Origin of the sequence: Sphingosinicella humi, from assembly GCF_003129465.1 — a bacterium.
Taxonomy (GTDB): Bacteria; Pseudomonadota; Alphaproteobacteria; order Sphingomonadales; family Sphingomonadaceae; genus Allosphingosinicella; species Allosphingosinicella humi.
On the sequence record NZ_QFFF01000001.1, the window covers coordinates 213,984 to 238,572 of the forward strand.

General features: G+C 67.4%; 24 protein-coding genes. 5 read left to right on the forward strand and 19 right to left on the reverse strand.

What is annotated here, in order from left to right:
• Positions 1-12 precede the first annotated feature (12 nt).
• The 3 genes from DF286_RS01065 to DF286_RS01075 form a co-directional block, all read right to left on the reverse strand.
• Positions 13-1,344, reverse strand: a complete 1,332-nt coding sequence (locus tag DF286_RS01065; protein WP_109269756.1) for a dihydrolipoamide acetyltransferase family protein — start codon at positions 1,342-1,344, stop codon at positions 13-15.
• Positions 1,345-1,474: 130 nt separating this feature from the next.
• Positions 1,475-2,479: an alpha-ketoacid dehydrogenase subunit beta gene (locus DF286_RS01070; RefSeq protein WP_109271908.1), complete on the reverse strand. Its 1,005-nt coding sequence runs from the start codon at positions 2,477-2,479 to the stop codon at positions 1,475-1,477.
• 8 nt (positions 2,480-2,487) lie between these two features.
• Positions 2,488-3,756 (reverse strand): 3-methyl-2-oxobutanoate dehydrogenase (2-methylpropanoyl-transferring) subunit alpha, encoded by a 1,269-nt coding sequence (locus DF286_RS01075; protein ID WP_109269757.1) that lies wholly within the window; start codon positions 3,754-3,756, stop codon positions 2,488-2,490.
• Between the two features lie 263 nt (positions 3,757-4,019).
• Here DF286_RS01075 and DF286_RS01080 point away from each other — a divergent pair, with 263 nt between their 5' ends.
• Positions 4,020-4,520, forward strand: a complete 501-nt coding sequence (locus tag DF286_RS01080) for a SixA phosphatase family protein (protein WP_109269758.1) — start codon at positions 4,020-4,022, stop codon at positions 4,518-4,520.
• A 163-nt stretch (positions 4,521-4,683) separates the two neighbouring features.
• On the opposite strand, the gene DF286_RS01085 is transcribed toward DF286_RS01080, so the two are convergent.
• The 14 genes from DF286_RS01085 to DF286_RS01145 all read right to left on the reverse strand — a co-directional run bounded on the left by DF286_RS01085 (position 4,684) and on the right by DF286_RS01145 (position 17,242).
• A complete protein-coding gene (locus DF286_RS01085) occupies positions 4,684-4,917 on the reverse strand; it encodes a hypothetical protein (protein WP_109269759.1) in 234 nt (77 codons plus the stop codon).
• A 33-nt stretch (positions 4,918-4,950) separates the two neighbouring features.
• Positions 4,951-5,295: a PspC domain-containing protein gene (locus tag DF286_RS01090; protein WP_109269760.1), complete on the reverse strand. Its 345-nt coding sequence runs from the start codon at positions 5,293-5,295 to the stop codon at positions 4,951-4,953.
• 57 nt (positions 5,296-5,352) lie between these two features.
• Positions 5,353-5,643, reverse strand: coding sequence for a hypothetical protein (locus tag DF286_RS01095; protein ID WP_109269761.1), 291 nt, complete (start codon positions 5,641-5,643; stop codon positions 5,353-5,355).
• On the reverse strand, positions 5,640-6,422 hold the full coding sequence (gene pspA, locus DF286_RS01100; RefSeq protein WP_109269762.1) for a phage shock protein PspA: 783 nt from the start codon (positions 6,420-6,422) through the stop codon (positions 5,640-5,642). Before pspA ends, DF286_RS01095 begins: the two co-directional genes overlap by 4 nt.
• Positions 6,415-6,576, reverse strand: a complete 162-nt coding sequence (locus tag DF286_RS15020; protein ID WP_158274585.1) for a hypothetical protein — start codon at positions 6,574-6,576, stop codon at positions 6,415-6,417. Before DF286_RS15020 ends, pspA begins: the two co-directional genes overlap by 8 nt.
• A 321-nt stretch (positions 6,577-6,897) precedes the next feature.
• A complete protein-coding gene (locus DF286_RS01105) occupies positions 6,898-7,131 on the reverse strand; it encodes a hypothetical protein (protein WP_109269763.1) in 234 nt (77 codons plus the stop codon).
• Positions 7,132-7,188: 57 nt separating this feature from the next.
• Complete coding sequence (locus tag DF286_RS01110; protein ID WP_243444676.1) at positions 7,189-7,446, reverse strand: hypothetical protein; 258 nt, start codon at positions 7,444-7,446, stop codon at positions 7,189-7,191.
• 211 nt (positions 7,447-7,657) lie between these two features.
• On the reverse strand, positions 7,658-9,256 hold the full coding sequence (locus DF286_RS01115) for an AMP-binding protein (protein WP_170303912.1): 1,599 nt from the start codon (positions 9,254-9,256) through the stop codon (positions 7,658-7,660).
• Positions 9,256-10,089: an SDR family NAD(P)-dependent oxidoreductase gene (locus DF286_RS01120; protein ID WP_109269765.1), complete on the reverse strand. Its 834-nt coding sequence runs from the start codon at positions 10,087-10,089 to the stop codon at positions 9,256-9,258. Before DF286_RS01120 ends, DF286_RS01115 begins: the two co-directional genes overlap by 1 nt.
• Positions 10,089-12,386 (reverse strand): bifunctional salicylyl-CoA 5-hydroxylase/oxidoreductase, encoded by a 2,298-nt coding sequence (locus DF286_RS01125; protein WP_109269766.1) that lies wholly within the window; start codon positions 12,384-12,386, stop codon positions 10,089-10,091. The genes DF286_RS01120 and DF286_RS01125 overlap by 1 nt, the downstream gene beginning before the upstream one ends.
• 59 nt (positions 12,387-12,445) lie before the next feature.
• Positions 12,446-13,654, reverse strand: a complete 1,209-nt coding sequence (locus DF286_RS01130) for an ABC transporter permease (RefSeq protein ID WP_109269767.1) — start codon at positions 13,652-13,654, stop codon at positions 12,446-12,448.
• A gap of 131 nt (positions 13,655-13,785) precedes the next feature.
• Entirely contained in the window at positions 13,786-14,481 is a 696-nt protein-coding gene (locus tag DF286_RS01135; protein WP_109269768.1) for an ABC transporter ATP-binding protein, read from the reverse strand.
• The gene (locus DF286_RS01140; protein WP_109269769.1) at positions 14,478-15,836 is read right to left on the reverse strand and encodes an efflux RND transporter periplasmic adaptor subunit; all 1,359 of its coding nucleotides are present in this window, start codon (positions 15,834-15,836) and stop codon (positions 14,478-14,480) included. Before DF286_RS01140 ends, DF286_RS01135 begins: the two co-directional genes overlap by 4 nt.
• Entirely contained in the window at positions 15,833-17,242 is a 1,410-nt protein-coding gene (locus DF286_RS01145; protein ID WP_243444677.1) for an efflux transporter outer membrane subunit, read from the reverse strand. Before DF286_RS01145 ends, DF286_RS01140 begins: the two co-directional genes overlap by 4 nt.
• Positions 17,243-17,388: 146 nt before the next feature.
• On the opposite strand from DF286_RS01145, the gene DF286_RS01150 reads away from it, so the two are divergent.
• Both DF286_RS01150 and DF286_RS01155 read left to right on the forward strand, forming a co-directional pair.
• On the forward strand, positions 17,389-18,588 hold the full coding sequence (locus DF286_RS01150; RefSeq protein ID WP_109269770.1) for a M24 family metallopeptidase: 1,200 nt from the start codon (positions 17,389-17,391) through the stop codon (positions 18,586-18,588).
• Positions 18,589-18,596: 8 nt separating this feature from the next.
• Positions 18,597-19,580 (forward strand): glucokinase, encoded by a 984-nt coding sequence (locus tag DF286_RS01155; protein WP_109271910.1) that lies wholly within the window; start codon positions 18,597-18,599, stop codon positions 19,578-19,580.
• Between the two features lie 97 nt (positions 19,581-19,677).
• On the opposite strand, the gene nadC is transcribed toward DF286_RS01155, so the two are convergent.
• Complete coding sequence (nadC, locus tag DF286_RS01160) at positions 19,678-20,523, reverse strand: carboxylating nicotinate-nucleotide diphosphorylase (protein WP_109269771.1); 846 nt, start codon at positions 20,521-20,523, stop codon at positions 19,678-19,680.
• A gap of 87 nt (positions 20,524-20,610) precedes the next feature.
• Between nadC and DF286_RS01165 the strand changes: the two genes are divergently transcribed.
• Positions 20,611-21,504 (forward strand): pirin family protein, encoded by an 894-nt coding sequence (locus DF286_RS01165; protein WP_109269772.1) that lies wholly within the window; start codon positions 20,611-20,613, stop codon positions 21,502-21,504.
• Positions 21,505-21,534: 30 nt separating this feature from the next.
• On the opposite strand, the gene uvrC is transcribed toward DF286_RS01165, so the two are convergent.
• Positions 21,535-23,460, reverse strand: a complete 1,926-nt coding sequence (uvrC, locus tag DF286_RS01170) for an excinuclease ABC subunit UvrC (protein ID WP_109269773.1) — start codon at positions 23,458-23,460, stop codon at positions 21,535-21,537.
• Positions 23,461-23,626: 166 nt separating this feature from the next.
• Here uvrC and DF286_RS01175 point away from each other — a divergent pair, with 166 nt between their 5' ends.
• Positions 23,627-24,493, forward strand: a complete 867-nt coding sequence (locus tag DF286_RS01175) for an OmpH/Skp family outer membrane protein (RefSeq protein ID WP_109269774.1) — start codon at positions 23,627-23,629, stop codon at positions 24,491-24,493.
• Positions 24,494-24,589 lie beyond the last annotated feature (96 nt).

The following is a 24,589-nucleotide window of genomic DNA, read 5'->3' on the forward strand; positions in this document are numbered from 1 at the left end:
TTCAGCAGAATCTCAGAGCGACAGCAGCCTCAGCGGATTTTCCAGCAGCTTCTTCAGATCCTGGATGAAGCTCGCCGCATCCCAGCCGTCGACGACGCGGTGGTCGCAGGAGAGCGAGAGGTTCATCATCTTGCGGATCTCGAGGTCGCCATCGACGACCACCGGCATTTCCTTGACCTTGTTGACGGCGATGATCGCGACCTCCGGGCGGTTGATGACCGGGGTGGAGACGATGCCGCCCATCGGCCCGAGGCTGGAGATGGTGATGGTGGAACCCGAAAGCTCCTCCCGGGTCGCCTTGCCGGCGCGGGTGGCGTCGGCGAGGCGGAGGATCTCGGCGGCGAGCTGCCAGACGCTCTTGTCCTGCGCGTCGCGGATCACCGGAACGGCGAGACCGTTATCGGTCTGGGTCGCCATGCCCATGTGGACCGCGCCCGAGCGGGTGATGATATTCGCCTCGTCGTCGTAGCGAGCGTTGATCTGCGGGTAATCGGCCAGCACGCGGCACATGCCGGTGATGAGCAAGGGGAGCAGGGTGAGCTTGGGGCTCCCGCCGCGATCCGCGTTCATCATGGCGCGGGTCTGCTCCAGCGCCGTCACGTCGACCTCGTCGACATAGGTGAAGTGCGGGATGTGGCGCTTGGCCGCCTGCATATTCTCGGCGATCTTGCGGCGGAGGCCGACGACTTTCACCTGCTCGTCCTGGCGGCGGGTGGCGGCGCCGGGGCGGGCGACGGCGCCGCCATTGTAGAGGAGATAGGCGTCTAGATCGGTGTGGCGGATGCGGTCCGACGTGGCTTGCACCTGGGCGAGGTCTATGCCGAGATCACGCGCCCGCTGGCGCACGGCGGGGGAGGCGAGCACGTGCTTCTTGTTCCCGCCAACCTCGTTCGTGCCGAGCGTAGTCGAGGCGCGCTGCACCGAGTCCGAGCTGCGCCCCTCGACTACGCTCGGGACGAACGGCTTTTGGGCTTGGCGCGGTTCTTCCACGTCGGCGCTGGGGACCGCTTCTTCAATCCCCGCAGTGACTTCAACCAGCCCATCCGCCAACGCGGCTTCTTCGCCCGTCTCCTCCGCCTCGGCCGCGGCTTCGGCAGCCTCGGCGCTGGTCTCGAACACCACCAGCACGGAGCCGATGGCGATCTGGTCGCCGACTTCGCCGGCCACTTCGATGACCTTGCCGGCGACAGGGCTCTCCATCTCCACGGTGGCCTTGTCGGTCATCATGTCGGCGAGCGGCTGGTCTTCCTCGACCGCGTCACCGACCTTCACGTGCCAGGCGACGACCTCGGCCTCGGCGATGCCTTCGCCGATATCGGGCAGCTTGAATTCGTAGCGCGCCATAGTCTTAGACCCCGAAAATGTTTGTGTTCGTCATTGCGAGGAGCGGAGCGACGAAGCAATCCAGCTCGGCTCCGGACTGGATTGCTTCGCTCCGCTCGCAATGACGTTCTGGACGTAGACGCATCGCGCTTCAGTCCTCCAATGTCTTCTTGAGGGCCTGGCCGAGGCGGACCGGCCCCGGGAAATAGGCCCATTCGAGCGAATGCGGATAGGGGGTGTCGAAGCCGGTGACCCGCTGCACGGGGGCTTCGAGATGGTAGAAGCAGCGTTCCTGCACCAGCGCGGAAAGCTCGGCGCCGAAGCCGGCGGTGCGGGTCGCCTCGTGGACAACGACGCAGCGACCGGTCTTCTTCACCGACGCTTCGATTGTGTCGATGTCGACGGGCACGATGGTGCGAAGGTCGATCACCTCGGCGTCAATCCCTTCGGCCTCCGCCGTGGCGAGGGCGACATGGACCATCGTGCCATAGGCGAGGATCGTCACCGCCTCGCCTTCGCGGACGACTTCAGCCTTGCCCAGCGGGACGGTGTAATAATCCTCCGGCACCTCGGCCTTCGGATGCTTGGCCCAGGGCGTCACCGGGCGCTCGTAGAAGCCATCGAACGGTCCATTGTAGATGCGCTTGGGCTCGAAGAAGACGACCGGGTCATTGTCCTCGATCGATGCAATGAGGAGACCCTTGGCGTCATACGGGTTGGAGGGGACGACGACCTTCAGACCCGCGACATGGGCGAAGAGCGCCTCGGGCGACTGGCTGTGGGTCTGGCCGCCGAAGATGCCGCCGCCATAGGGCGTGCGGATGGTGAGCGGCACCGTCCATTCGCCGGCGGTACGGTAGCGGATGCGAGCGGCTTCCGACACGATCTGGTCGAAGCCGGGATAGATGTAATCGGCGAACTGGATCTCGGCGACGGGACGGAGGCCATAGGTCGCCATGCCGATGGCGGTGCCGACGATGCCGCCCTCGGCGATCGGCGTGTCGAAGACGCGCGACTTGCCATATTTCTTCTGGAGGTTCGCGGTGGCGCGGAAGACGCCGCCGAAATAGCCGACATCCTCGCCCAGTACGACGGTGTTGGGGTCGCGCTCCATCATCACGTCGTGGGCGCTGTTGATCGCCTCGATCATGTTCATGGGTTTCATCAGCGCTTCGCCTCCTTCTCGGCGAGCGCCTGGTCGCGCTGCTCGGCGAGGTGCCAGGGCACGTCCTCGTACACATCCTCGAACATGGAGCCGATATCGGACCAGGGATCGGACTGGAGCGTGCCGAGCTTCTCCGCCTCCTTCTGGGCGGCGCGGACCTCCGCGTTCAGTTCCTCATGCTGGGCGGCGTGACGCTCCTCGTCCCATTCGCCAAGACCGATGAGGTGCTGCTTGAGGCGTTCGATGGGGTCGCCCAGCGGCCAAGCCTTGCCGGCGCCCTGCGGGCGATAGGCGGAGGGATCGTCCGAGGTGGAGTGGCCCTCGACCCGGTAGGTGAAGAATTCGATCAGGGTCGGCCCCAGGTTGGAGCGGGCGCGGTCGGCGGCCCAGCGGGTCGCGGCATAGACGGCGAGCGCGTCGTTGCCGTCGACGCGCAGGCCCGGAATGCCATAGCCGACGGCGCGGGCGGCGAAGGTGGTGAGCTCCGCGCCGGCGATGCCGGAGAAGGTCGAGATTGCCCACTGGTTGTTGACGATGTTGAGGATCACGGGTGCGCGGTAGACGCCGGCGAAGGTGACGGCGTTGTGGAAATCGCCCTCGGCGGTAGCGCCGTCGCCGATATAGCCCACCGCGATGCGGCTATCGCCCTTGATCGCCGATCCCATCGCCCAGCCGACCGCCTGCGGATACTGGGTGCCGAGATTGCCGGAGATTGAGAAGAAGCCATATTCCTTGGTGGAATACATGATCGGCAGCTGCCGGCCCTTCAGCGGATCGCCCCGGTTCGAATAGACCTGGCACATCATGTCGATCAGCGGATAGTCGCGGGCGACGAGGATGCCCTGCTGGCGATAGGTCGGGAAGGTCATGTCCTCCCGATCGAGGGCATGGGTGCCGGCGACCGCGATCGCCTCCTCGCCGGTGGACTTCATGTAGAAGCTGGTCTTGCCCTGCCGCTGGGCGCGGTACATGCGGTCGTCGTAGACGCGCACCATCATCATGTCGCGCAGCATGCGGCGCAGCGTATCGGCGTCGAGGCGCGGATCCCAGGGGCCGACCGCCCTTCCCTCTTCGTCGAGCACGCGGACGAGGCCATAGGCGAGATCGCGGATGGCGTCGGGGCGGGCGGAGACGTCGGGGCGCGGCGCGGCGCCAGCGGCGGGAATCGGAATATGGCTGAAATCGATCTCGTCACCCGGCCGCGCATCCGGCTCGGGAACGTGTAAGGCGAGCGCCGGCCGGTTGCGACGCTCCTTGTCTCTGTTCATTCTCAACCCAGTCCTCGTCACCGCGCGCCGCCAAAACCCCTGCAGCGCGCTGGAAAAATCATCTTGTGCGCGGGACCGGAACCGGGCCCACGAGCCTGATGGGCTCGCTCCTAGTCGATTCTTTCGGCCGATGCACCCCTTGACGAGCGGTTGCCCCAAGGCGGGATTTGGGCAACGTAGTTCCCCGGCGAAAGCCGGGGCCCAGGATTGAATCCGCTACAGGACCCCGGTTTTCGCCGGGCACAGAAGTGGGAGCCTTGCCGATGACCTTTGCCCGTGCGTTCCTCGCCGCCGCCTTGATCCTGGTCCTCGGAGCCTGCGCCTATATGGCGCCCTACCAGGCGCCTTCCACCTTCTACGTCATGCGGCACCTCCACACGCCCGAAGGCGCGGCCGATCCGGACCTGACCGAGGAGGGGCAGCGATACGCCGAGCGGCTCGCGGATTTCTTCGTGGACCAGGAGCCGCCGGCGACGATCTTCGTCAGCACGACCAAGCGGGCACAGCAGACGGCGGCGCCCCTCGCAGCGACACTCGGCATCACGCCGCGGCTCTACGATCCTCGGGATACGGCGGGGCTGATCACCGAAGTGATGAAGGAGCCGCCACCGGTGCTGATCGTCGGGCACAGCAACACCGTGCCGGACATCGTGGCCGCGCTGGGCGGCCAGCGGCCGGGGCCGCTGGTGCACGAGGATTTCGGGGATGTGTGGAAGATTTCGGGACAGAGGCGCGTGACGACCCGGATGAAGCTGGTGGAATAATTCCTCCCCAAGCTCGCCTGGGGGAGGGCGACCAGCTGAAAGCTGGTGGAGGGGTGAAAGGCACTGGTCCTGGCGTTCGCCGCGATCCCTTTGACCTCGGTGCCAGCTACCCCTCCACCATGCGTCGCATGACCCCCCTCCCCGAGACCAGCCCGGGCAGGATTTAGAGGTCGACGCCAGAAGCGATCGACTCCAGCTTGCGGATACGTTCCTTGAGGTCGGCCATCTCGATCCGCTCAAAGGCGGGGGACCGTGCCTCGGACCGCTGGCTCCCGGCCAGTTCCATCCGCTTCAGGTCCAACCAGCCCTGCCAGCCCTTCAAGGCGGCCAGGACGGCGATCGACAGGCCGAGCAATCCGACGCTCGCCACGGCGATCATTGTCAGCGGTTCGCTCATCTTACACCTCCCTCCTTTTAGTCTCGTTGACGCTCAGCGCAGCTCTTCGATCTCACGCGCCAGGCGGCTGTTGTTGTCGGTGACATATTGCTCGACCTCGGCCATGCGGCGGTCGATGTCGCGCATGCTCGAGCGGATCTCGTGGGTGGACGTCCTCGGCGCCCGATACTCATAGCCGAGAGTGTCGTAGGGCGCGGGCTTGGCGGCCCAGGCGGCGACCCCATAGGCGATCAAGGTCCAGGGGAAGAGCCCGACCAGGGTCAGCAGCACGGCCCCGACCCGCACCCATGTCGCGTCCCAGCCAGTGTATCTGGAGATGCCGGCGCAGACGCCCATCAGCATGCCGTTCCGCCGGTCGAGATAGAATTTCTTGCGCATGTCCCGTTCCTTCCTGCCCTGTATTCCAGGCCCACGCCTCGGCGCGGGCGGTCTTCCTCAATTGATCCGTTTCGCCTGCTCGGCTCCGTTCGCCCGGCCCGGGCGCTCATCATCAATCGTCCGCTCCAGCACAGCGAGCCTGCGCTCCATCCGGTCGACGAGCGCGCGAAGGTCTTCGCGGTCCAACTCGTCGTCCGCGATCGGCGTCGGCTCCTCCCGCCGCCTCGGCGGCCGCACCAGGAGGTAGAGCGCCAGCCCGGCGATCAGCATGAAGGCCACCCCGCCGATCCACGCGGCGATCTCCATCCCCGTGATCATTTGGGCGAGGCCTTCGATCTCGATGGTCATGCCGCGTCCTTCCGGGCCGCCTTCATCGCCTCGAGCTCCGTCTCGACCATTTCGGCGGTCCGCAGCTCGGCCAGTTCCTCCTCGAGGGTCTTCGCCGGCGCGCCGAGCGCCAGCGCATCGGCATGGCCCTCGGCCATGTCGACCCGGCGCTCGAGCAGCTCGAAGCGGGCGAAGGCCTCGTCGACGCGCGCGCCGGCCGTCATCTCGCGCATGCGGGCGCGGTGGTGGGCGCTTTGCAGCCGGGCGACGATGGCGCTCTGGCGGGCGCGGGCCTCGCGAAGCTTGGCCTCCACCCGGGCGATGTCGATCTCCGAAGCCTTCATCGCATTGTCGAGCAGCGCGATCTCGCCTTGGAGATGATCCGCCATGTCGGCGGCCTTCTGCTTCTCGATCAGCGCCGCCTTGGCGAGGTCTTCGCGATCCTTGCTCAGCGCCAGCTCGGCCTTTTCGGCCCAGCTCGCCTGGAGCGTCTCCAGGCGGGCCAGCTGGCGGCGCATTTCCTTCTGGTCGGCGATCGTCCGGGCGGTGGAGGCGCGGACGTCGATCAGCGTCTCCTCCATCTCGACGATCATCAGCCGGATCATCTTCGCCGGGTCCTCCGCCTTGTCGAGCAGGTCGGTGACGTTGGCGGCGACGATGTCGCGGGTCCGCGAGAAGATCGCCGACCGCCGGCCGCGCTGGACCTGGGAGCGGATGTGGACGCGGGGCGTCGGCCGGGGCGGAATGGGGGTGAGATCCTCCCGGCCGACGATGACCAGATCGGGGTTCGCGTCAGCCATGGGCCTGGTCCGCGACCTGGACCTGGGCATAAACCGCAGGGGCGTTTTCGAGGGCGCGGGCGGGGCCGACGGCGGCGCCTACCATCACGCTGCTGAAGACGAGAGCCGCCACAATGGCAGCGGCGGTGCGCTGGACTTTGTCACGGTTGAACATGGACGGTCTCCTGAACCTTGGCCTTGTCTCCACCGCGTATCGGCGGAGATGAACCCAAGGTTACAAGAGGCGTGCCAAACCGCGCGAGTGGCGGAAATCAGCGGTTTTTGGAGAGGGCGGCGGACCAAGGCGCGAAGAGCGAGGCTACGAGTTGGCGAAATACACCAAAGGTTGGCATCACCACACTAACGTCATCCCGGCGAAAGCCGGGACCCAAGAACACAGATGTTCGATACGCCAGGCGAAGAAGCCCTTCAGAACTACAGATGCCCGTGTTCTTGGGTCCCGGCGTCCGCCGGGATGACGTTCCGTTTGTCGCCGTTAATCCCGCTCGACCTCGTCGGCGCCCGCCTCTCCGGCCGGCGCATTGGCGTTGCCGCCGACCTTCTTGTCGCCCAGCCGGCCTTTGCCGTGATAGGCCATGTCGCTCTGGCCGCCATGGCCCATAAAGCCGCCTCCCTTGGGCTTTTTGCCCTGGTGCGGATTGGGATAGGCGCCGCCGCCGGACTCGCCGGCGCCGCCCTTGCCGTGAAGCTTGTCGTCCTTGCCCGTCATCGATCGATCCTCAACTCTTTTGAGGATCAACACTTCACCCGAGGGCACCGTTCCGCTTCAGGCGGCCGCCCGCCTGTCGCCGCGGCGGCGGTCCTCATCCTTTTTGCGCTTGGGCGCGGTCGAGTCGAGGATCTTGGCGCCGGCGACGAAGACGACGCCCGTGCAGGCGGCGAAAAAGACGTGGCCGATGGGGCCGGGATAGACGTCCATATAATGGTAGCCGCGGCTGACCGCGCCGACGGCGATGGCATAGATCACGGCCCACGCCTCGAGACGAGTCCTGATCGTGAACAGCCGGGCCAGCTTCTTCAGCATCGGTCCTCGCTTCCGCAAGAAACGGGCCAGCGGCGGAAAAGCTGGCCTCCGGCTTCAAAACGTTAAGAGTTTGTAAACCGTTCCGACGCCGGAGCGACTTTCATGGTTAACGCGGGCCGGTCGTCATTGCGAGCGGAGCGAAGCCATCCAGGCGGCGCAGGACTGGATTGCTTCGTCGCTACACTCCTCGCGGTGACGGAGGGCCGTCCGCCTACCCCTCACGCAGCGCGTAGCGCTGGAGCTTTCCGGTGGCGGTCTTGGGCAGCGCCTCGGCGAACTCCACCTCGCGAGGATATTTGTAGGGGGCGATGGTGGCCTTCACATGGGCCTGGAGCTCGGCGGCGAGCGCTTCGCACGCCGCATGGCCGGGCGCACAGACGACGAACGCCTTCACCTTCTGCCCCCGCTCCTCGCAGGGGGCGCCGATGACGGCGCATTCCTGCACCGCCGGGTGCGAGAGGAGCGCATTCTCCACCTCCGGCGCGGCGATATTGTATCCGGATGAGATGATCATGTCGTCGGAGCGGGCGAGATACCAGAAATAGCCTTCTTCATCCGCGCGGTAGGTATCGCCCGTGACGTTCCAGCCATTGATCACATAGTCCGCCTGGCGCGGATCGTCGAAATAGCGGCAGCCGGTGGGACCTTTGATGGCGAGGCGCCCGGTGCCGGGAGCCGGAAGTGGCTGATCGTCGTCGCCCAGCACGCAGGCGCGATAGCCCGGAACGGCCTTGCCGGTGGCGCCGGGGCGGACATCGTCACCGGATGCGGAGATGAAGATGTGCATCATCTCGGTCGAGCCGATCCCGTCGACAATCGAGAGGCCGGTCGCTTCCTTCCAGGTGTGCCAGGTGGCGGCGGGCAGATGTTCGCCGGCGGAGACGCAGGTGTGGAGGCTGGAAATGTCGCGACCGGCGAGCTGCCCCAGTATCGCCTTGTAGGCGGTGGGCGCGGTGGCGAGGGTGGTGATCTTATGGCGATCGATCGCATCGAGGAGTGCGGCGGGGCTCGGCGCCTCGATCGTCACCGCCGTGCCGCCCGAGCGGAAGGGGAAGATGAGGAGCTGGCCCAGGCCGAAAGTGAAGGCGATCGGCGGCGACCCGGCCCAACGATCGCCGGGCTTGGGCTTCAATATGTTGGCGGCGAAAGCGTCGGCTGAGGCCAGGATGTCGCGGTGATAGTGGATGCAACCTTTGGGCTTGCCGGTGGTGCCGGAGGTGAAGGCGATGAGAGCCACGTCGTCGCGGCATGTCTCGACCGGCGCGAAGCCGGGGGCGACAACCTCCAGCCGCCGCTCCAACTCGCCGGTGCCGGCGTCGCCGTCATAGGTGAGGAGCGAGCGAACGAGACCGGTCTTTTCGGCGGCGGGCGTGTAGTCGGCGAGGCATCTTGCATCGACGATCGCATGACTGACCTGGGCACGTTCCAGCACGGTCGCGATCTCGCCGGAGCGGAGGATCGGCATGGTGGCGACGACGATGCCGCCCGCCTTGAGGATGCCGAGCCAACAGGCGAAGAGCATCGCATTGTTCGGCCCGCGCATGAAGACGCGGTTGCCGGGGACGAGCCCCTCCTCCTCGACCAGCAGGCGGGCGATGCGGTCCGAGAGCGCCCGCATCTCGCCATAGGTCCAGGTCCCGGCATCGTTGAGGACGGCGAGCGCGTCGGGGTCGTTCTTGTCGATCAGCTCGACAGCGGCGTTGAGCCGTTCCGGATAGCGAAGCTCCGGCAGGTCGAAGAGGAATTCGGGCTGCTGCTCGGGCGGCGGCAAACGGTCGCGGACGAAAGTGTCGATATGCGCAGTCTCCATCACGCCTCCCCACCCGTTATCGCGATCGCCTGTCCGTTCACCGAGCGGCTTTCCGGTAGGCAGAGCCACAGCACGGTGCTCGCCACTTCCTCGGGCTGGATGAGGCGGCCCTGCGGATTGGTGGCGGTGAGCGCGGCGCGAGCCTCTTCCTCGCTGCGGCCGGTCTTCTCGCGGATATTGGCAATGGCGCCCGCGACGATGTCCGTCTCGACATAGCCGGGACAGACGGCGTTCACCGTCAGATGGGTCTTGGCGAACTCGGCCGCCATCGCGCGGGTGAGGCCGACGGCGCCATGCTTGGCCGCGACATAAGGCGCGATATAGGCGCCGCCCTTGAGGCCAGCGATCGAGCTGATGGTGACGATGCGGGCCGAGGGCGCGGCGAGCAGGTCCGGCAGCGCCGCCTGGCAGCAATGGAGCAGCGCGTCGAGATTGACCGCCATCACTTGGCACCAGGCTTCGGGCGTGACCTTGGCAAAGGGCGAAGCGGCAGCGGTGCCGGCGTTGTTGACGAGAATGGTGATCGGACCGTTGGCGGCACGGGCGGCGGTGAAGGCTGCATCGACTTCCTCCCGCTCGGTCACATCGGCGGGTGCAACGAGCACAGCCTCGTTCGTCCCGAGCGTAGTCGAGGGGCGTTTCTCGGAGTCGGTGCCAGCGCCCCTCGACTTCGCTCGGGACGAACGGATGTCGTTTGCGACTTCCTCCAGCGGGCCGCGGCGGCGGCCGACGAGGGTCAGCTTTGCCCCCTCCTCGGCCAAGACCCTGGCGATGGCGGCGCCGATGCCGGTGCCCCCGCCGGTGACGAGCGCGTGGTGGCCCCGGAGACGCATCAGGCCTTCAATGCCGCTTCTTGCTCACGCTGGAGATTGCGCGCGAGTTGAGCCTGGCCGCCGAGATATTGGGGCGGGACGTGGATCTTGCGATAATCCTGGGCCGCGGCGGCGCGCAGCGTCCACATCGGGTCGATGAGGTGCGGCCGTGCGAGCGCCACCAGGTCGGCGCGGCCGGCGGCGAGGATCGAGTTGACGTGGTCGGTCTCGTAGATGTTGCCGACGGCCATGGTCGAGACGCGGGCTTCGTTGCGGATCTGGTCGGCGAAGGGGGTCTGGAACATGCGGCCGTAGATCGGCTTGCACTCCGCCCAGGTCTGGCCGGCGGAGACGTCGATGAGGTCGGCGCCCTCCTCCCAGAAGGCGCGGGCGATCTCGACCGCTTCGTCGGGGGTGACGCCGAGGTCGCCCATCCAGTCATTGGCCGAGATGCGGACGGACATGGGTTTGTCCGAAGGCCAAACGGCGCGCATGGCTCGGAGCACTTCGAGCGGGAAACGGAGCCGGTTTTCGAGGCTGCCGCCATATTCGTCGCTGCGCTTGTTGGTGAGCGGGGTGATGAAGCTGGAGAGGAGATAGCCGTGGGCGGCGTGGAGCTCGACCATGTCGAAGCCGCATTCCAGCCCCATCTTCACCGCCGCTACGAACTGGTCGCGCACCGCGTCCATGTCGGCGCGCGTCATCGGGCGCGGCACCTGGTTGTCGGGGCTCCAGGGCACGTCTGAGGCGGCCATGACCGGCCAGTTGCCGCTCTCCAGCGGCACGTCATAGCCTTCCCAGCCGACCTTGGTCGAACCCTTGGGACCGCTATGGCCGAGCTGGAGGCAGAATTTAGCCCGGCCGTGGCTATGGACGAAATCGACGATCCGCTTCCACGCGGCGAGATGCTCTTGGCGATACAGGCCGGCGCAGCCGGGGGTGATGCGGCCCTCCGGCGAGACGCAGGTCATCTCGGTGTAAAGGAGCCCGGCGCCGCCCTGGGCGCGGGTGCCGTAATGGACGAGGTGGAAGTCGGTGGGCGTGCCGTCCCGCGCCGAATACATCGCCATCGGCGAGACGACGACGCGGTTCGCCAGCTCCAGCTCACGCAGCTTGTAGGGCGCGAACATGGGCGGGGCGGGATCGTTGACCGGTGTGCCGACAGCCCGCGACTGGAACCAGCGCTCGACGCCCTCGAGCCAGGGTCTGTCACGCAGGCGCAGATTTTCGTGGCTGACGCGCTGCGAGCGGGTGAGCAGCGAATAGGCGAACTGGATCGGCTCGAAATGCAGGTAGCGGTCCAAGGTCTCGAACCATTCGGTCGAGTTCCGCGCGCTGTTCTGGAGCTTCAGAACCTCCAGGTTCCGCTCCGCCTGATATTCCTCCAGCGCCTTTTCGCGGGAAAGGCCGGGGCGGTTCAGCACCTGGGCAAGCTTGATCGCGTCCTCCAGCGCCAGCTTGGTGCCCGAGCCGATCGAGAAATGGGCGGTGTGGGCAGCGTCGCCCAGGAGGATGAGGTTCTTGTACGACCATTGGTCGCAGATGATGCGGCGGAAGTTGAGCCAGGCGTCGGGCCCCTTCAGATGCGCCGCGTTGGACATGAGGCTGTGGCCGCCGAGATAACGGGCGAAGATCTTCTCGCACAGGGCGATCGCTTCTCCCTGGTCCATCCGATCGAGGCCGAGTTTCGCCCAGGTGTTCGGGTCCATCTCGACGATGAAGGTCGAAAGGTCGTCGTCAAAGCGGTAGGCGTGGGCCCAGACCCAGCCGGCCTCGGTCTCCTCGAAGGCGAAGGTGAAGGCCTCGAACACCTGCCTGGTGCCGAACCAGAAGAACTTGTTCTTCCGCGTCTGGATGTCGACGCCGAAATGCTCGGCATGGCGGGTGCGGATGCGGCTGTTGGCGCCGTCGGCGGCGATAACGAGATCGTAGTCCTTCCAGTCGTCGAGATCGGGGCTCGCCTCATGCTCGAAATGGAGGGTGACGCCGAGCTCGCGCGCCCGCGCCTGGAGGATGCTCAAAAGCCGCTTGCGGCCGATGCCGATGAAGCCGTGGCCCGACGAGCGGATCGTCTCGCCATGGATATGGACGTCGATATCGTCCCAATGGGCGAATTCGCTCTGGATGATCTCGCCGCTGACGGAATCGTTCGCCATCAGATTCTCGACCGTCTGGTCGGAGAAGACCACCCCCCAGCCGAAGGTGTCGTCCGGCCGGTTGCGTTCGAACAGGTCAATCTCGTGGCGCGGATCGCGCAGCTTCATCGAGATGGCGAAATAAAGCCCGGCGGGACCCCCGCCCAGGCACGCGATCCGCATCCAACTCTCCCTCCAGCGCAGGCGTAAAAGGCTCCGGCGGCGCTGGCAAGGGAGTGGCGTTATTCGTGCCGCAACGCGTCGATCGGGTTGAGTGAGGCGGCGCGCCGCGCCGGGAAATAGCCGAAGACGATGCCGATCAGCGCCGAGAAGAGGAAGGCGACGATATTGATCTGCGGATCGAACAGGAACGGCACCTGGATGAGCGGCGCCACCACCATCGTCGCGACCAGCGCCAAGGCGAGGCCGATGAGCCCCCCGAGGCAGGCCAACACGACCGCCTCGACCAGGAACTGCAGCAGCACCTCCCGCGCGACGGCGCCGATGGCGAGGCGGATGCCGATCTCGCGCGTCCGCTCCGTCACCGAGACAAGCATGATGTTCATGATGCCGATGCCGCCCACCAGCAGGCTGACGGCGGCCACCGCCCCCATGACCATGGTGAGGATGCGCGTCGTGCCGGACAGGGTCTCTGCGATCTGCTGCGTGTCGGTGACTCGGAAATTGTCCGGTTCGCCGCGGCCGATGCCGCGCCGCTCGCGGAGCAGGTCCTCGATCGAACGCTGCACGGTCGCCGTCTCGTAGGCCGGATTCACGGCGACGGTGATATTCTCGATCTCGCGGTTGCCAGTGAAGCGGCGTTGCACCGCCTTGATCGGCATCAGCACCGTGTCGTCCTGGTCGCCGCCGAAGCCGGACTGGCCGCGCCGGGACAGCGTGCCGATCACCTCGCAGGCGACGTCGCCGAGGCGGAAGCGCTCGCCGAGCGGGTTTTGGCGGCCGAAGAGATTGTCGCGCACCGTCGCGCCGATGATGCAGACGGCGCGGCCGCTCTGTTCCTCGGCGTCGGTGAAGGTGCGGCCGGAGTCGAGCGGCCATTGCTGCGCGGTCAGATAGTCGCCGGTCGTGCCGTTCACCGTCGTCGACCAGTTGGCGGCGTTGCGTACCGCGGTGGTCGAGGCCTGGGCGCGCGGCGCGACGGCGCTGACGCCGACCACCTGGCCGCGGATCGCCTCGACATCCGCTTCATCGAAATTGGGCGGACGCGGACCGCCTCCACCTCGCCCGAACCCCTGCCCCGGCCGGATGGTGAGAATGTTGGAGCCGAGGCTCGAAATCTGGTCCGACACAGCCTGGGTCGCGCCGTTGCCGAGCGTGACCATCGTCACGACGGCGGCGACGCCGATGACGATGCCGAGGATAGTGAGGAACGAGCGCAACAGATGACGCCGTATCTCGCGAATGGCGAGGATGATGGTGGTGCCGAACATCTAGCCCTCGCCTCCCGCTCGCGCGAGGGGCCGGGGGAGGGAATGTCGTGTGCGGATCGAGAGGGAACCGGCCCACAGCCCCTCCCCTAGCCCCTCCCGCAAGCGGGAGGGGGATTGGATTGCCACCCCCCTCACGCCGCGATCCTTTCGTCTACCCGCTCGACCAGACCATCCTTGAAGTGGACGATGGTGCGGGCATAGGCGGCCATGTCGGGTTCGTGAGTGACCATGAGGACGGTGATGCCGCTCCGGTTGAGGTCGGCGAGCAGTTCCATGATTTCCACCGAGCGTTCGCTGTCGAGATTGCCGGTCGGCTCGTCGGCGAGGAGCACGTCGGGGCTGGTGACGATGGCGCGGGCGATGGCGACCCGCTGCTGCTGGCCGCCCGAAAGCTCGGCCGGCGTATGATCCCACCAATCTGCGAGGCCGACCTTGTCGAGCGCGGCCATTCCGGCCTCGTGCCGCCTGGCCTTGTCCTCGCCCCGATAGAGCAGAGGCAACTCGACATTTTCGAGCGCGGTGGTGCGCGCGAGGAGATTGAAACCCTGAAAGACGAAGCCGAGATAGCGGCGGCGGAGCAGCGCCCGCTGGTCGCGGTCGAGCCGCTCGACATGATGGCCCTTGAACAGAAACTCGCCCGTCGTCGGCACGTCGAGGCAGCCGAGGATGTTCATCGTCGTCGACTTGCCGGAACCGGACGCGCCCATGATCGCGACGAAATCGCCCCGCCCGATGTCGAGATCGATGCCCTTCAGCGCCTGGAAGGCGGTCGGGCCGCTGCCGTAGGTCTTGGTGACCCCGCGAAGGGAGATCAGGGTCTCGTTCATTCCCGCGGCGCCGCCAGCCTTCCGGTGATCACTTTCATCCCGGGCTTCAGACCCTCGCCGCGGACCGCGGTGCGGCGGCCGTCCGACGCGCCGGTGGTGACTTCGATCGGCTGCGGCTGGCCGTCCTCGCCGAGAATGTAGACGGTCTGGCGGCTGCCCCGCCCGATCGTGACCTGCGCGTCATTGCCGCCCCGGCCGCCGCGGCCGCGGCGCGGCACCAGCACGCTGGTCACCCCGCCTTTCTCGCCCCGCGAGGCTCGCGCGGCTTCCCGCTCCGGCGAGAAGCGGAGCGCCGCATTGGGGACGAGCATCTGCGCCCGCTCCTCTGACGTGACGATGTCCGCCGTCGCGGTCATGCCGGGCCTCAGATCGAGGTCCGGATTCTGCACCGACAGCACGGCGGTGTAGGCGACGACATTTCCGGCCGAACTGTTCGTGGACGCGGTTGCGTCCGTATTCGCCCCGAGGTCGACGCGAACGATCTCGGCCGGGAACCGCCGGCCCGGGAAGGCGTCGACTGTGAAGGTGGCGCGCTGGCCCGCCTTCACTTGGCCGACATCGGCCTCGTCGACCTTCACCTCGAGCTGCATCTGCGCCAGATCCTCGGCGATGGTGAACAGCACCGGCGCCTGGAAGGAGGCGGCGACGGTCTGGCCCGGATCGATCTGGCGCGAAAGCACGACCCCCGTGACGGGCGAATAGATGGTCGCCTTGGAAAGATTGGTCTGGGCGGACGAAAGCGCGGCGCGGGCCTGCGCGACCTGGGCGTTCGCGGCGCGAACCGCGGCCTGGGCCCGCTGGTTTTCGGCACGGCCCGTGTCGAGCTCGGTCTGGGACGGCACCTTGCCGCCCGAGAGCCGATAGACCTCCTCGAGGCGATTGAGGTTGGCGCGCGCCTGCACCGCCGAGGCCTGGGCCTGCGCCACCTGCGCCTGCGCGGAGGCAAGCGCCGCCTGGTTCTGGACGATCGTGTCGCGGAGGCGGGACGTATCGAGGCGGGCGAGCGGCTGGCCGCGCGTGACCCGGTCGTTATTCTCGACATAGACGTCGGTGACGAGCCCGGACTGTTCCGAGCCGACCTCGACCTTGTTGGTCGGCTGGAGGTTGCCGGTCGCGGAGACGGTGACGGTAAGGCCGCCGCGCTGCACCTCGGCCGTGGCATAGCCGGCCTCTGCCTCGCCCGTGAAGAGACGGGCGATCACAAGCAGGAGGATGACGAGGCCGATCGCCGCCGCGATCCACGCGGGGCGCTTCCACCACGGCCGCTCAGCCGTGACGCCGAGGAATTCGTCGAGGCCCGCCGGAGAGGCGGCGCCGCTGGCGGCGTCGGGGCTGGGGTGGGTCACATCGTTCATGCGTTCGTTCCGATCTCGGGGGTCGCCAGCGGGTCCCATCCCCCGCCCAACGCGCCATAAAGCTGAATCAGGGCGAGCGCTTGCTCGGCCCGGCTGGAATCGATGCCGTCACGGGCCGATAGCAATGAGCGCTCCGCCTCCAGCAGGGTCTGGAAATCGGTGAGGCCGGCTCGATACTGGCTTCGGGCGAGGATGGCGGTGTTGTTCGCGGCCTCGAGCGCGACGGCGAACTGTTCCTGGCGGCGCTGCGCGGCATCGAGGGCGAGGAGGCCATTCTCCACATCTTCAAGCGCGACCAGTACCGACTGGCGATAGCTGGCGAGCGCCGCCTCCGCCGCCGCTTCCTGCGAGCGGACCTGGGAGCGCAGCCGGCCGCCCTCGAACAGGCTCTGGCTGAGGCCGCCGAAGATGCCGCCGGTGATGACGTCGACCAGCCCGCCGAGCGAGACGGCCGAGCTGCCGATGTTCCCGGTCAGGCGGAGGCCCGGATAAAGCTGCGCCTCGGCGACGCCGATCCGCGCCGTCTGCGCCGCTAGCGTGCGTTCGGCCGCGCGGACGTCGGGGCGCTGGCGAAGCGTGTCCGCGGGGATGCCGACGGCGATGCTGTCGGGGCCGGTGGGGATGGTCCGCGGCTCCCTGAGGGCGGCGGTCAGCGCGCCCGGCGCCTGGCCGGTGAGCACCGCCAGCCTGTAGGTCGCGCTGGCGAAATCGCGTTCTATTCCCGGGATGGAGGCGGCGGTCTGTGCCCGCTGCGCCCTTGCCTGCTCCTGATCCTGCGAGGAGACCAGCCCCGCCTGCACGCGCCAGCCGGCGATCTCCAGATTCTCGTCGGCGATGGCGAGCGTGTCCCGGGCCGTCTCCAGCCGCTGCTGGGCGAGCCGCGCCTGGATGTAGTTGGTCGCGACGTCGCCGATGATCGCCACCTGTACCGCCGCCAGGTCGAATACCGCGCCCTCGGCGTCCGCCTCGGCCGCCTCGACCCCGCGACGGATCCCACCGAACAGGTCAACCTCCCAGGCGGCGTCCGCGCCCAGGGAGAAGCTGCTGCGATCCTCGCCGTCGCTGTCGAAATTCCGGCCCGCCCCGGCCGAAGCGCCGACGCTGGGCAGGGCGCCGGCGCGCGCCTGGACGACCCCCTCCCGCGCCTGGCGTAGCCGTGCCGAGGCGACGGCGAGATCGAGATTCTGCGTGACGGCCTGCTGGACCAGCTCGTTCAGCACCGGATCGTCGAAGCGAGTCCACCAGTGGGCGAGCTCCTCGGGCGATCCGGGCGTCGCTTCCACCGAATAATAGCTCGCCGGGACGTTCAGCGCGCGAGCGCCCGGCGCGCCGTAATCGGGCCCGACCGTGGCACAGGCTGAAAGCGGGATCGCGAGAAACGCCGCGAGGGACACAAGCCTCTTCATCCTTGACGCCCTACCATCCCGAGCCATGAACTCCCGCTGAAGCGAGATTTCTCCCGGATGAATCGATTGCACACTCTTGCCGGGTAGCGAAGCGCGATTGCAGGACCTATCAACGCCGGGCCGTGAATATTGGAAGGAATGACCGCGTGACGAAGGGAATAGGAGGCTCGACCGCCGCAGCCGAACTGCAAGCGCTGGTGCCCTGGTCCGACGTCGCGCCCGCCATCGCCACGTCGGAACGCGAGGGTCGGCTCGAAAAGGCGCGCCGCCTGCTGGCCAACAGCGGCGCCGACGCGCTGCTGATCGGCGCGGGCGCGAGCCTGCGCTATTTTGCCGGCGTGCCCTGGGGCGCGAGCGAGCGGCTGGTCGCGATGCTGCTGCCGCGCACCGGAAAGCCCATCATCATCTGCCCGCGATTCGAGCTCGGCACGCTCGAGGCCGATCTCGCTGTCGAGGCGGACATCCGCCTGTGGGAGGAGGATGAGAGTCCGTCGGCGCTGCTCGCCGACGCGTTGCGCGATCGGCAGGTGGCGACGCTGGCCGTCGATCCCGCCATGGCCTTCCTGTTCGTCGACCGTATCCGCAAGGCCGCGCACTCGGTCGAGCTGGTCGACGGCTCCGGCGCCATCGACGGCTGCCGGATGCTCAAATCACCCGCCGAGCTGGCGCTGATGGCTCAGGCCAAGGCGATGACCTTGGAGGTGCAGCGCCGCGCGGCCCTCATCCTGCGCGAGGGGATCACCGCCACCGAAGTCCGCCGCTTCATCGACGAGGCGCACCGGGCGCTGGGCGCCTCGGGCAGCAGCTTCTGCATCGTCCAGTTCGGCCGTTCGACCGCCTTCCCGCACGGGCTCCCCGGGGAAAGCTATCTCCATGAAGGCGATGTGGTGCTGATCGACACCGGCTGCACCATCGAGGGCTATAACAGCGACATCACCCGCACCTATGTGTTCGGCGAGGCGAGCGACGAGCAGCGCTCCATGTGGACGCTGGAACAGGAGGCGCAGCAGGCGGCCTTCGACGCGGCTCGGCCAGGCGTTCCCTGCGAAGAGGTGGATGCCGCCGCGCGCGCCGTGCTGGAGCGGGCGGGCCTGGGGCCGGACTACAAGCTTCCCGGCCTGCCCCACCGCACCGGCCACGGCATCGGCCTCTCGATCCACGAGCCCTGCTATCTCGTCAGGGGCGACCTGACGCCGCTCGCGCCGGGCATGTGCTTCTCCAACGAGCCGATGATCGTGGTGCCGGACCGCTTCGGCATCCGGCTTGAGGATCACTTCCATGTCACCGAGGACGGCGCCGCCTGGTTCACCCGCCCCTCGCCGTCGATCGACGCGCCGTTCGGGTGACGGCGGCCATGGAGATCGTCGCGGCGGACATAGGCGGCACCAACGCCCGTTTCGTCCTCGCCACCATCGATGAGAACAAGGCGGTGCGCCTCGGCGAGCCCTATACCGCCCCGACCGCCGGCCATGGCGGGCTGGAAAGCGCCTGGGCGGCCTTTGCCGCGCATCTCGGCCGCCCCCTCCCCGCCGCCGCGAGCATCGCCGTCGCCGGCAACGAGCGGGAGGACGTGCTCTATCTCACCAATGGCGACTGGGCGATCCGGCCGGCGGAGCTGAGCACGACCTTGGGGCTGGAACGGCTGCTGATCCTCAACGACTTCGGCGCCGTGGCCCATGCCGTGGCGCAGCTGGGCGAGGACGCGTTCACCCATCTGTGCGGCCCCGACCTTTCTCTGCCGACGCAAGGCGTCATCAGCGTCATCGGGCCGGGGACGGGCCTCGGGGCCGCCCAGCTCCTGCGGGTCGACAGCCACCATCACGTCATCGAGACCGAAAGCGGCCATATCGGCTTCGCGCCGCTCGACGAGGTCGAGACGCGCATTCGCGAACGGCTCGCCCAACGCTATGGCCGCGTCTCGGTCGAGCGGATCGTCGCCGGACCGGCACTCGACGACATCTACGCAGCCTTAGGAGGCACCCCGCCCGCCGACGACCGCGCGCTCTGGACGGCGGCAATGAACGGGACCGATCCGCTCGCCGCCGAGGCGCTGGAGCGCTTCTGCCTCAGCCTCGGCTCCGTCGCGGGAGACCTGGCGCTCGCCCACGGTGCGGTCGCCGTGGTCATCGGCGGTGGGCTCGGTCTTCGGCTCGCCGGCCACCTCCCCCGCTCCGGATTTCACGAGCGCTTCCTCGCCAAGGGCCGCTTCCGGCCCCGCATGGAGGCGATGCCGGTCAAGCTCATCACCCACCCCCAGCCGGGCCTGTTGGGCGCGGCGGTGGCGTTTGCCGAAACCTATGGCCCTGCGCGCAGGGAGCCTTCTAACCGCTCATCCTGAGTAGCCGCTGAGCAAAGTCGAAGCGGCGTATCGAAGGACGTCCTTCGATACGGGACTTCGCCAAGCTCAGTCCCTACTCAGGATGAGCGGGATCATTCTAGGCGTAGTCGAGGCCGATGTCGGCGGCGGGTGCCGATTGAGTGATGCGGCCGACCGAGACATAGGTGACGCCGGTCTCGGCGATGGCGCGGATGGTGTCGAGGCGAACGCCGCCCGAGGCCTCGGTAGGAACCCTTCCCGCCACCAGTTCCACCGCCGCGCGAAGGACATCGGGCGGCATGTTGTCGAGCAGCAGCCGGTCCGCGCCGGCGACCAGAGCCGGCTCGATCTGGTCGAGCCGGTCGACCTCCACCTGGACCGGGAGCGACAGCCCTGCCGCCTTCGCCCGCCGGACCGCCTCGGAGACGCCGCCGGCGACGGCGATATGATTGTCCTTGATGAGCACGCCGTCGTCGAGCCGCATGCGGTGATTCTCGGCGCCGCCCATGCGCGTCGCATATTTCTCCAGCGCACGGAGGCCCGGGATGGTCTTGCGCGTGTCGAGGAGGACGCAACCGGTGCCCGCGAGCGCATCGACATAGGCGCGGGTCATGGTGGCGATGCCGGTCAGGTGCTGGACGGTGTTGAGGGCCGACCGCTCGGCCGTCAGCATCGCTCTCGCATTGCCCGACAGACGCATCAGCGCGGTTCCGGGAGCGACGGACGCGCCGTCTTCGACCAGCTGCTGGATGTGCACCTCGGCGTCGAGCGACCGGAAGAACAACGCCGCCAGCGGCAGCCCCGCCACCACCACCGGGTCCCGACTCGCCATCACGGCATCGAGCCGCGCGTCCGCCGGGATCGTCGCGGCGGAGGTGACGTCGCCGCCCTCCCCCAGATCCTCTTCAAGCGTGCGGCGGACGAAGGCGTCGAGATCGACGCCGCTCAAGGAAAAATGCGACATGGCCGCGCCCTATCAGCTAGAATGGGTCCGGCAAATGGGAACTTCGCCGATGAGCTCCCGTTGCAAAGACAGCCAAGGGGAACGACCATGATCGACCTCGTCATCGAACAAAGGCGCAGGGACCTGGGCGGTTTCGAGGTCGGGCGCGTGCTGCCTTACGCGAAGCGCCGGATGGTGGGGCCGTTCATCTTCTTCGATCATATGGGGCCGGTCGACATGGCGCCGGGCATTCCCCGCTCGGTCGACGTCAGGCCGCATCCGCATATCGGCCTCTCCACCATCACCTATCTGTTCGACGGCGAGATCATGCACCGCGACAGCGTCGGCTCCGAACAGCCGATCCTGCCGGGAGAGGTGAACTGGATGACGGCCGGCCGCGGCATCACCCATTCGGAGCGGTTTGAGAAGGCGCGCGCGGTGGGCGGCCACATGAACGGCATCCAGGCCTGGGTCGCGCTTCCGGAGGGCGAGGAGGAGCGCGACCCCGGCTTCTGGCACCATGAGGGCGACGACCTGCCCATGATCGAGGAGGACGGCCTCTCGGCGCGGCTAATCGCCGGGAGCGCTTTCGGCCTGTCGGCGGGGGTCAAGACGCACTCGCCCATGTTCTACCTTCATTGCGAGATGGCGCCTGGCGCCCGCATCGGCCTCGTCGACAACTATCCCGAGCGCGCCGCCTATGTCGCCGCCGGCTCGATCGAGGCGGAAGGGCAGCGCTTCAGCGAAGGCCAGATGCTCGTCTTCGCGGCGGGCCACCCGGTCGAGATCCGCGCCGACAGCCATGCCAAGGTAATGCTGCTCGGCGGCGAGCCCATCGGTCCGCGCTTCATCGAATGGAATTTCGTTTCCTCGTCCAAGGATCGGATCGAACAGGCCAAGGCCGACTGGCGGGCGGGCCGCATGAAGCTACCCGATCTCGACAATGAGGAATTCATCCCCCTCCCCGAAGATCCCGCCCAGCCGCCGAACCCGATGTCGTAAGCGGACACGGGGAGACAGCAGTCTCGCGGCTCAGCCGCGGGGGTGGAAATAGTCGTAAATCTGGCGGGCCATCGTCCGCGAGATGCCTGGAGCCTTTTCCAAATCCTCCAGCGCCGCGCCCTTGACGGCGCGGGCCGTGCCGAAATGCATGAGGAGTGCGCGCTTGCGGCCGGGGCCGATGCCGGGCACGTCGTCGAGGGTGCTGACGGCCATGCTCTTGGCGCGCCGCGTGCGATGGGCGCCAATGGCGAAGCGGTGCGCTTCGTCGCGGAGGCGCTGGAGGTAGAAGAGCACCGGATCGTTGGGCGGCAAGGTCATCTCGCGGCCGCCCGGAAGGTGAAAGACCTCGCGGCCGGCATTGCGGTCGGGGCCCTTGGAGATGGCGACCACCGGCACATCGTGCACGCCCGCATCCTCCATCACTTCGCACACGGCGGACAGCTGGCCCTTGCCGCCATCGATCAACATCAGGTCCGGCCATTCGCCGCGGCTCTTGTCGGGGTCCTCCTTCTCCAGCCGCGCGAAACGGCGGCCGAGCACTTCGCGCATCATCGCGAAATCGTCGCCGGGGACAGTCTCCGGCCGCTTGATGTTGAACTTGCGATAGGCGTTCTTGCGGAAGCCCTCCGGCCCGGCGACGATCATCGCGCCCACGGCATTGGTGCCCATGACGTGGCTGTTGTCATAGACCTCGATCCGCTCCGGCGGCCCTTCCAGCTCGAACAGCTCGGCCAGCGCGCGCAGATTGCGTGCCTGGGTGCTGGTTTCGGCGAGCCGGCGATCGAGTTCCTCCTCGGCATTGCGGGCCGCCTGTCGGATCATCTTGGCGTGCGCGCCCCGCTGCGGAACCCGCAGGCTGACCTTCCGTCCCGCCCGCCCCGACAGCGCCTCGGCCAGCAGCTCTCCTTCGGCCAGCACGCGGTCGAGCAGAACGAGCTTGGGAGGCTGCACTTCCTCGTAGAATTGGGTGAGGAAGCTGGTCAGCACCTCCTCTTCCGGCACGTCATTCGTGTGCGCCGGGAAGAAGCTGCGATGGCCCCAATTCTGGCCGCCCCTGATGAAGAAGGCCTGGATGCACATCACGCCGCCCTTGCAGGCGAGCGCGAAGATGTCGGCATCGCCCAGCCCCTCGGCATGGATGGTCTGCGTGCCCTGGATGAAGGTGAGCGCGCGCAGGCGGTCGCGGTAGACGGCGGCGAGCTCGTAATCCATCGCCTCGGCGGCGGCGGACATCAGCTTGCCGAGCTTGGCCTGGACCTTGGTCGACTTGCCGCCGAGGAAGTCCTTCGCGTCCTGGACCAGCTCGGCGTAGCCGGCTTCGTCGATCCGGCCGACGCAGGGCGCCGAGCAGCGCTTGATCTGGTAGAGCAGGCAGGGCCGCGAGCGGTTGGCGAAAAAGCTGTCGGAGCAGCTCCTTAGCAGGAACAGCTTCTGAAGCGCGTTAAGCGTCCGCGTGACGGAGCCGGCGCTGGCGAAGGGACCGTAATATTGCCCCTTGGCCCGCCGCGCGCCGCGATGCTTCTGGACGCGCGGAAAGGCGTGGTCCTCGCGCAGCAGGATGAAGGGAAAGCTTTTGTCGTCGCGCAGCAGCACATTGTAGGGCGGCCGGAAGCGCTTGATGAGCTGCGCCTCCAGCAGCAGCGCCTCCGCCTCGGTGTTGGTGGTGACGATCGTCATCGCGCGGGTCTGCGCGACCATGCGCTGCAGCCGCTTGGTCAGCCGCGAGACCTGGGTGTAGTTGGAAACGCGGTTCTTCAGCGCCCGCGCCTTGCCGACGTAGAGCACATCACCCCGCGCATCGAGCATCCGGTAGACGCCCGGCCGCACGGGCAGCGTCCTCACCACGCCACGGATCGCCGCCACGCCCGCCTCGATATCGGGCTGGTCGCTGCCGCGCACCGTATAGGTGGCGCGCTCCTCATGGAAGCGATCGGAGGAAGTGGGGTCGTCGTTCACAGGACGGATTTAGGCCCTCGTTTCCTCGCTAGCCACCCCGTCATTCCGCCACGCCTTGGCTCCGCCGCTAGTCGCTTCTGAGGAACGCTCTGTCGCAGTCCCAAAAACCCGGGTGCGGCCTGAAACGCTTTTACGCAGAGCGCAGGGTGCAGTGGGAGTTGGAGATATGAACAAAATAATCATGACCCTGGCCGCAGTTTCGGCCCTCACCCTTGCCGGGTCCGCGACAGCGCAATACCAGCCGCGCGACGCGCGCGCCGACCGATTGCAGGCGGAAATCGACGCCGGCCTCAGGAGCGGCACCATCGCTACGGCCGATGCGCGCAATCTTCATGAGCAGCTGCGTCAGCTTCGCTATACCGAGTATCAATATAGCCGCGACGGGCTGACCCAGACGGAGCGGCGAGACCTCCGGGATCGGACGCGCAACCTTCGCGAGCAGATACGCTACGCCGAACAGGCGCGTTCCGGCTACGGCTATGCGCAGAACCAGTGGATCGACAGCAACCGCGACGGCTTCGACGATCGCGATTATGACCGCGACGGCCGTTGGGACGACGACCAGCGCTACGGCAGCTCGGACCGTATCGACCGCGATCGCGACGGTTGGGACGATCGCGATTACGATCGGGACGGGCGCTGGGAAGACGATCTGCGCTATGGCAGCGCCGACCGTATCGATCGCAACCGCGACGGCTGGGACGATCGCGACCTCGACCGCGACGGACGCTGGGACGATGACGGCTACTATGGCCAGGGCGGCCCCTATTACGGCCAGGGCGGTCCCTTGGAAGAGGTGAATCAGGTCTGCCCGGACCGGTCGGGATTTTCCGGCGTCCTCGGCAGCCTCCTCGGCATGGACAACTGCCTGAGCGTCGGCGAGCGCGTGACCGGCGGCCTCTACGCGCTGCCCCCCGAATATCAGGCGCAATTCCGTGACGGCGGTGGTTATTACTACCGCTATCTGGACGGCAACGTCGTGCAGATCGACGCTCGCACCGGAGTGGTCGCCCACATCTACGACGTCGACTGACCGGAACGGGTCAAGGAAATGAAGGAAGGCGCGTCGACCCGGTTGGCGCGCCTTCTCTTATGCTCGGATCAACAGGAAGATTTTCCGGACGAGCCC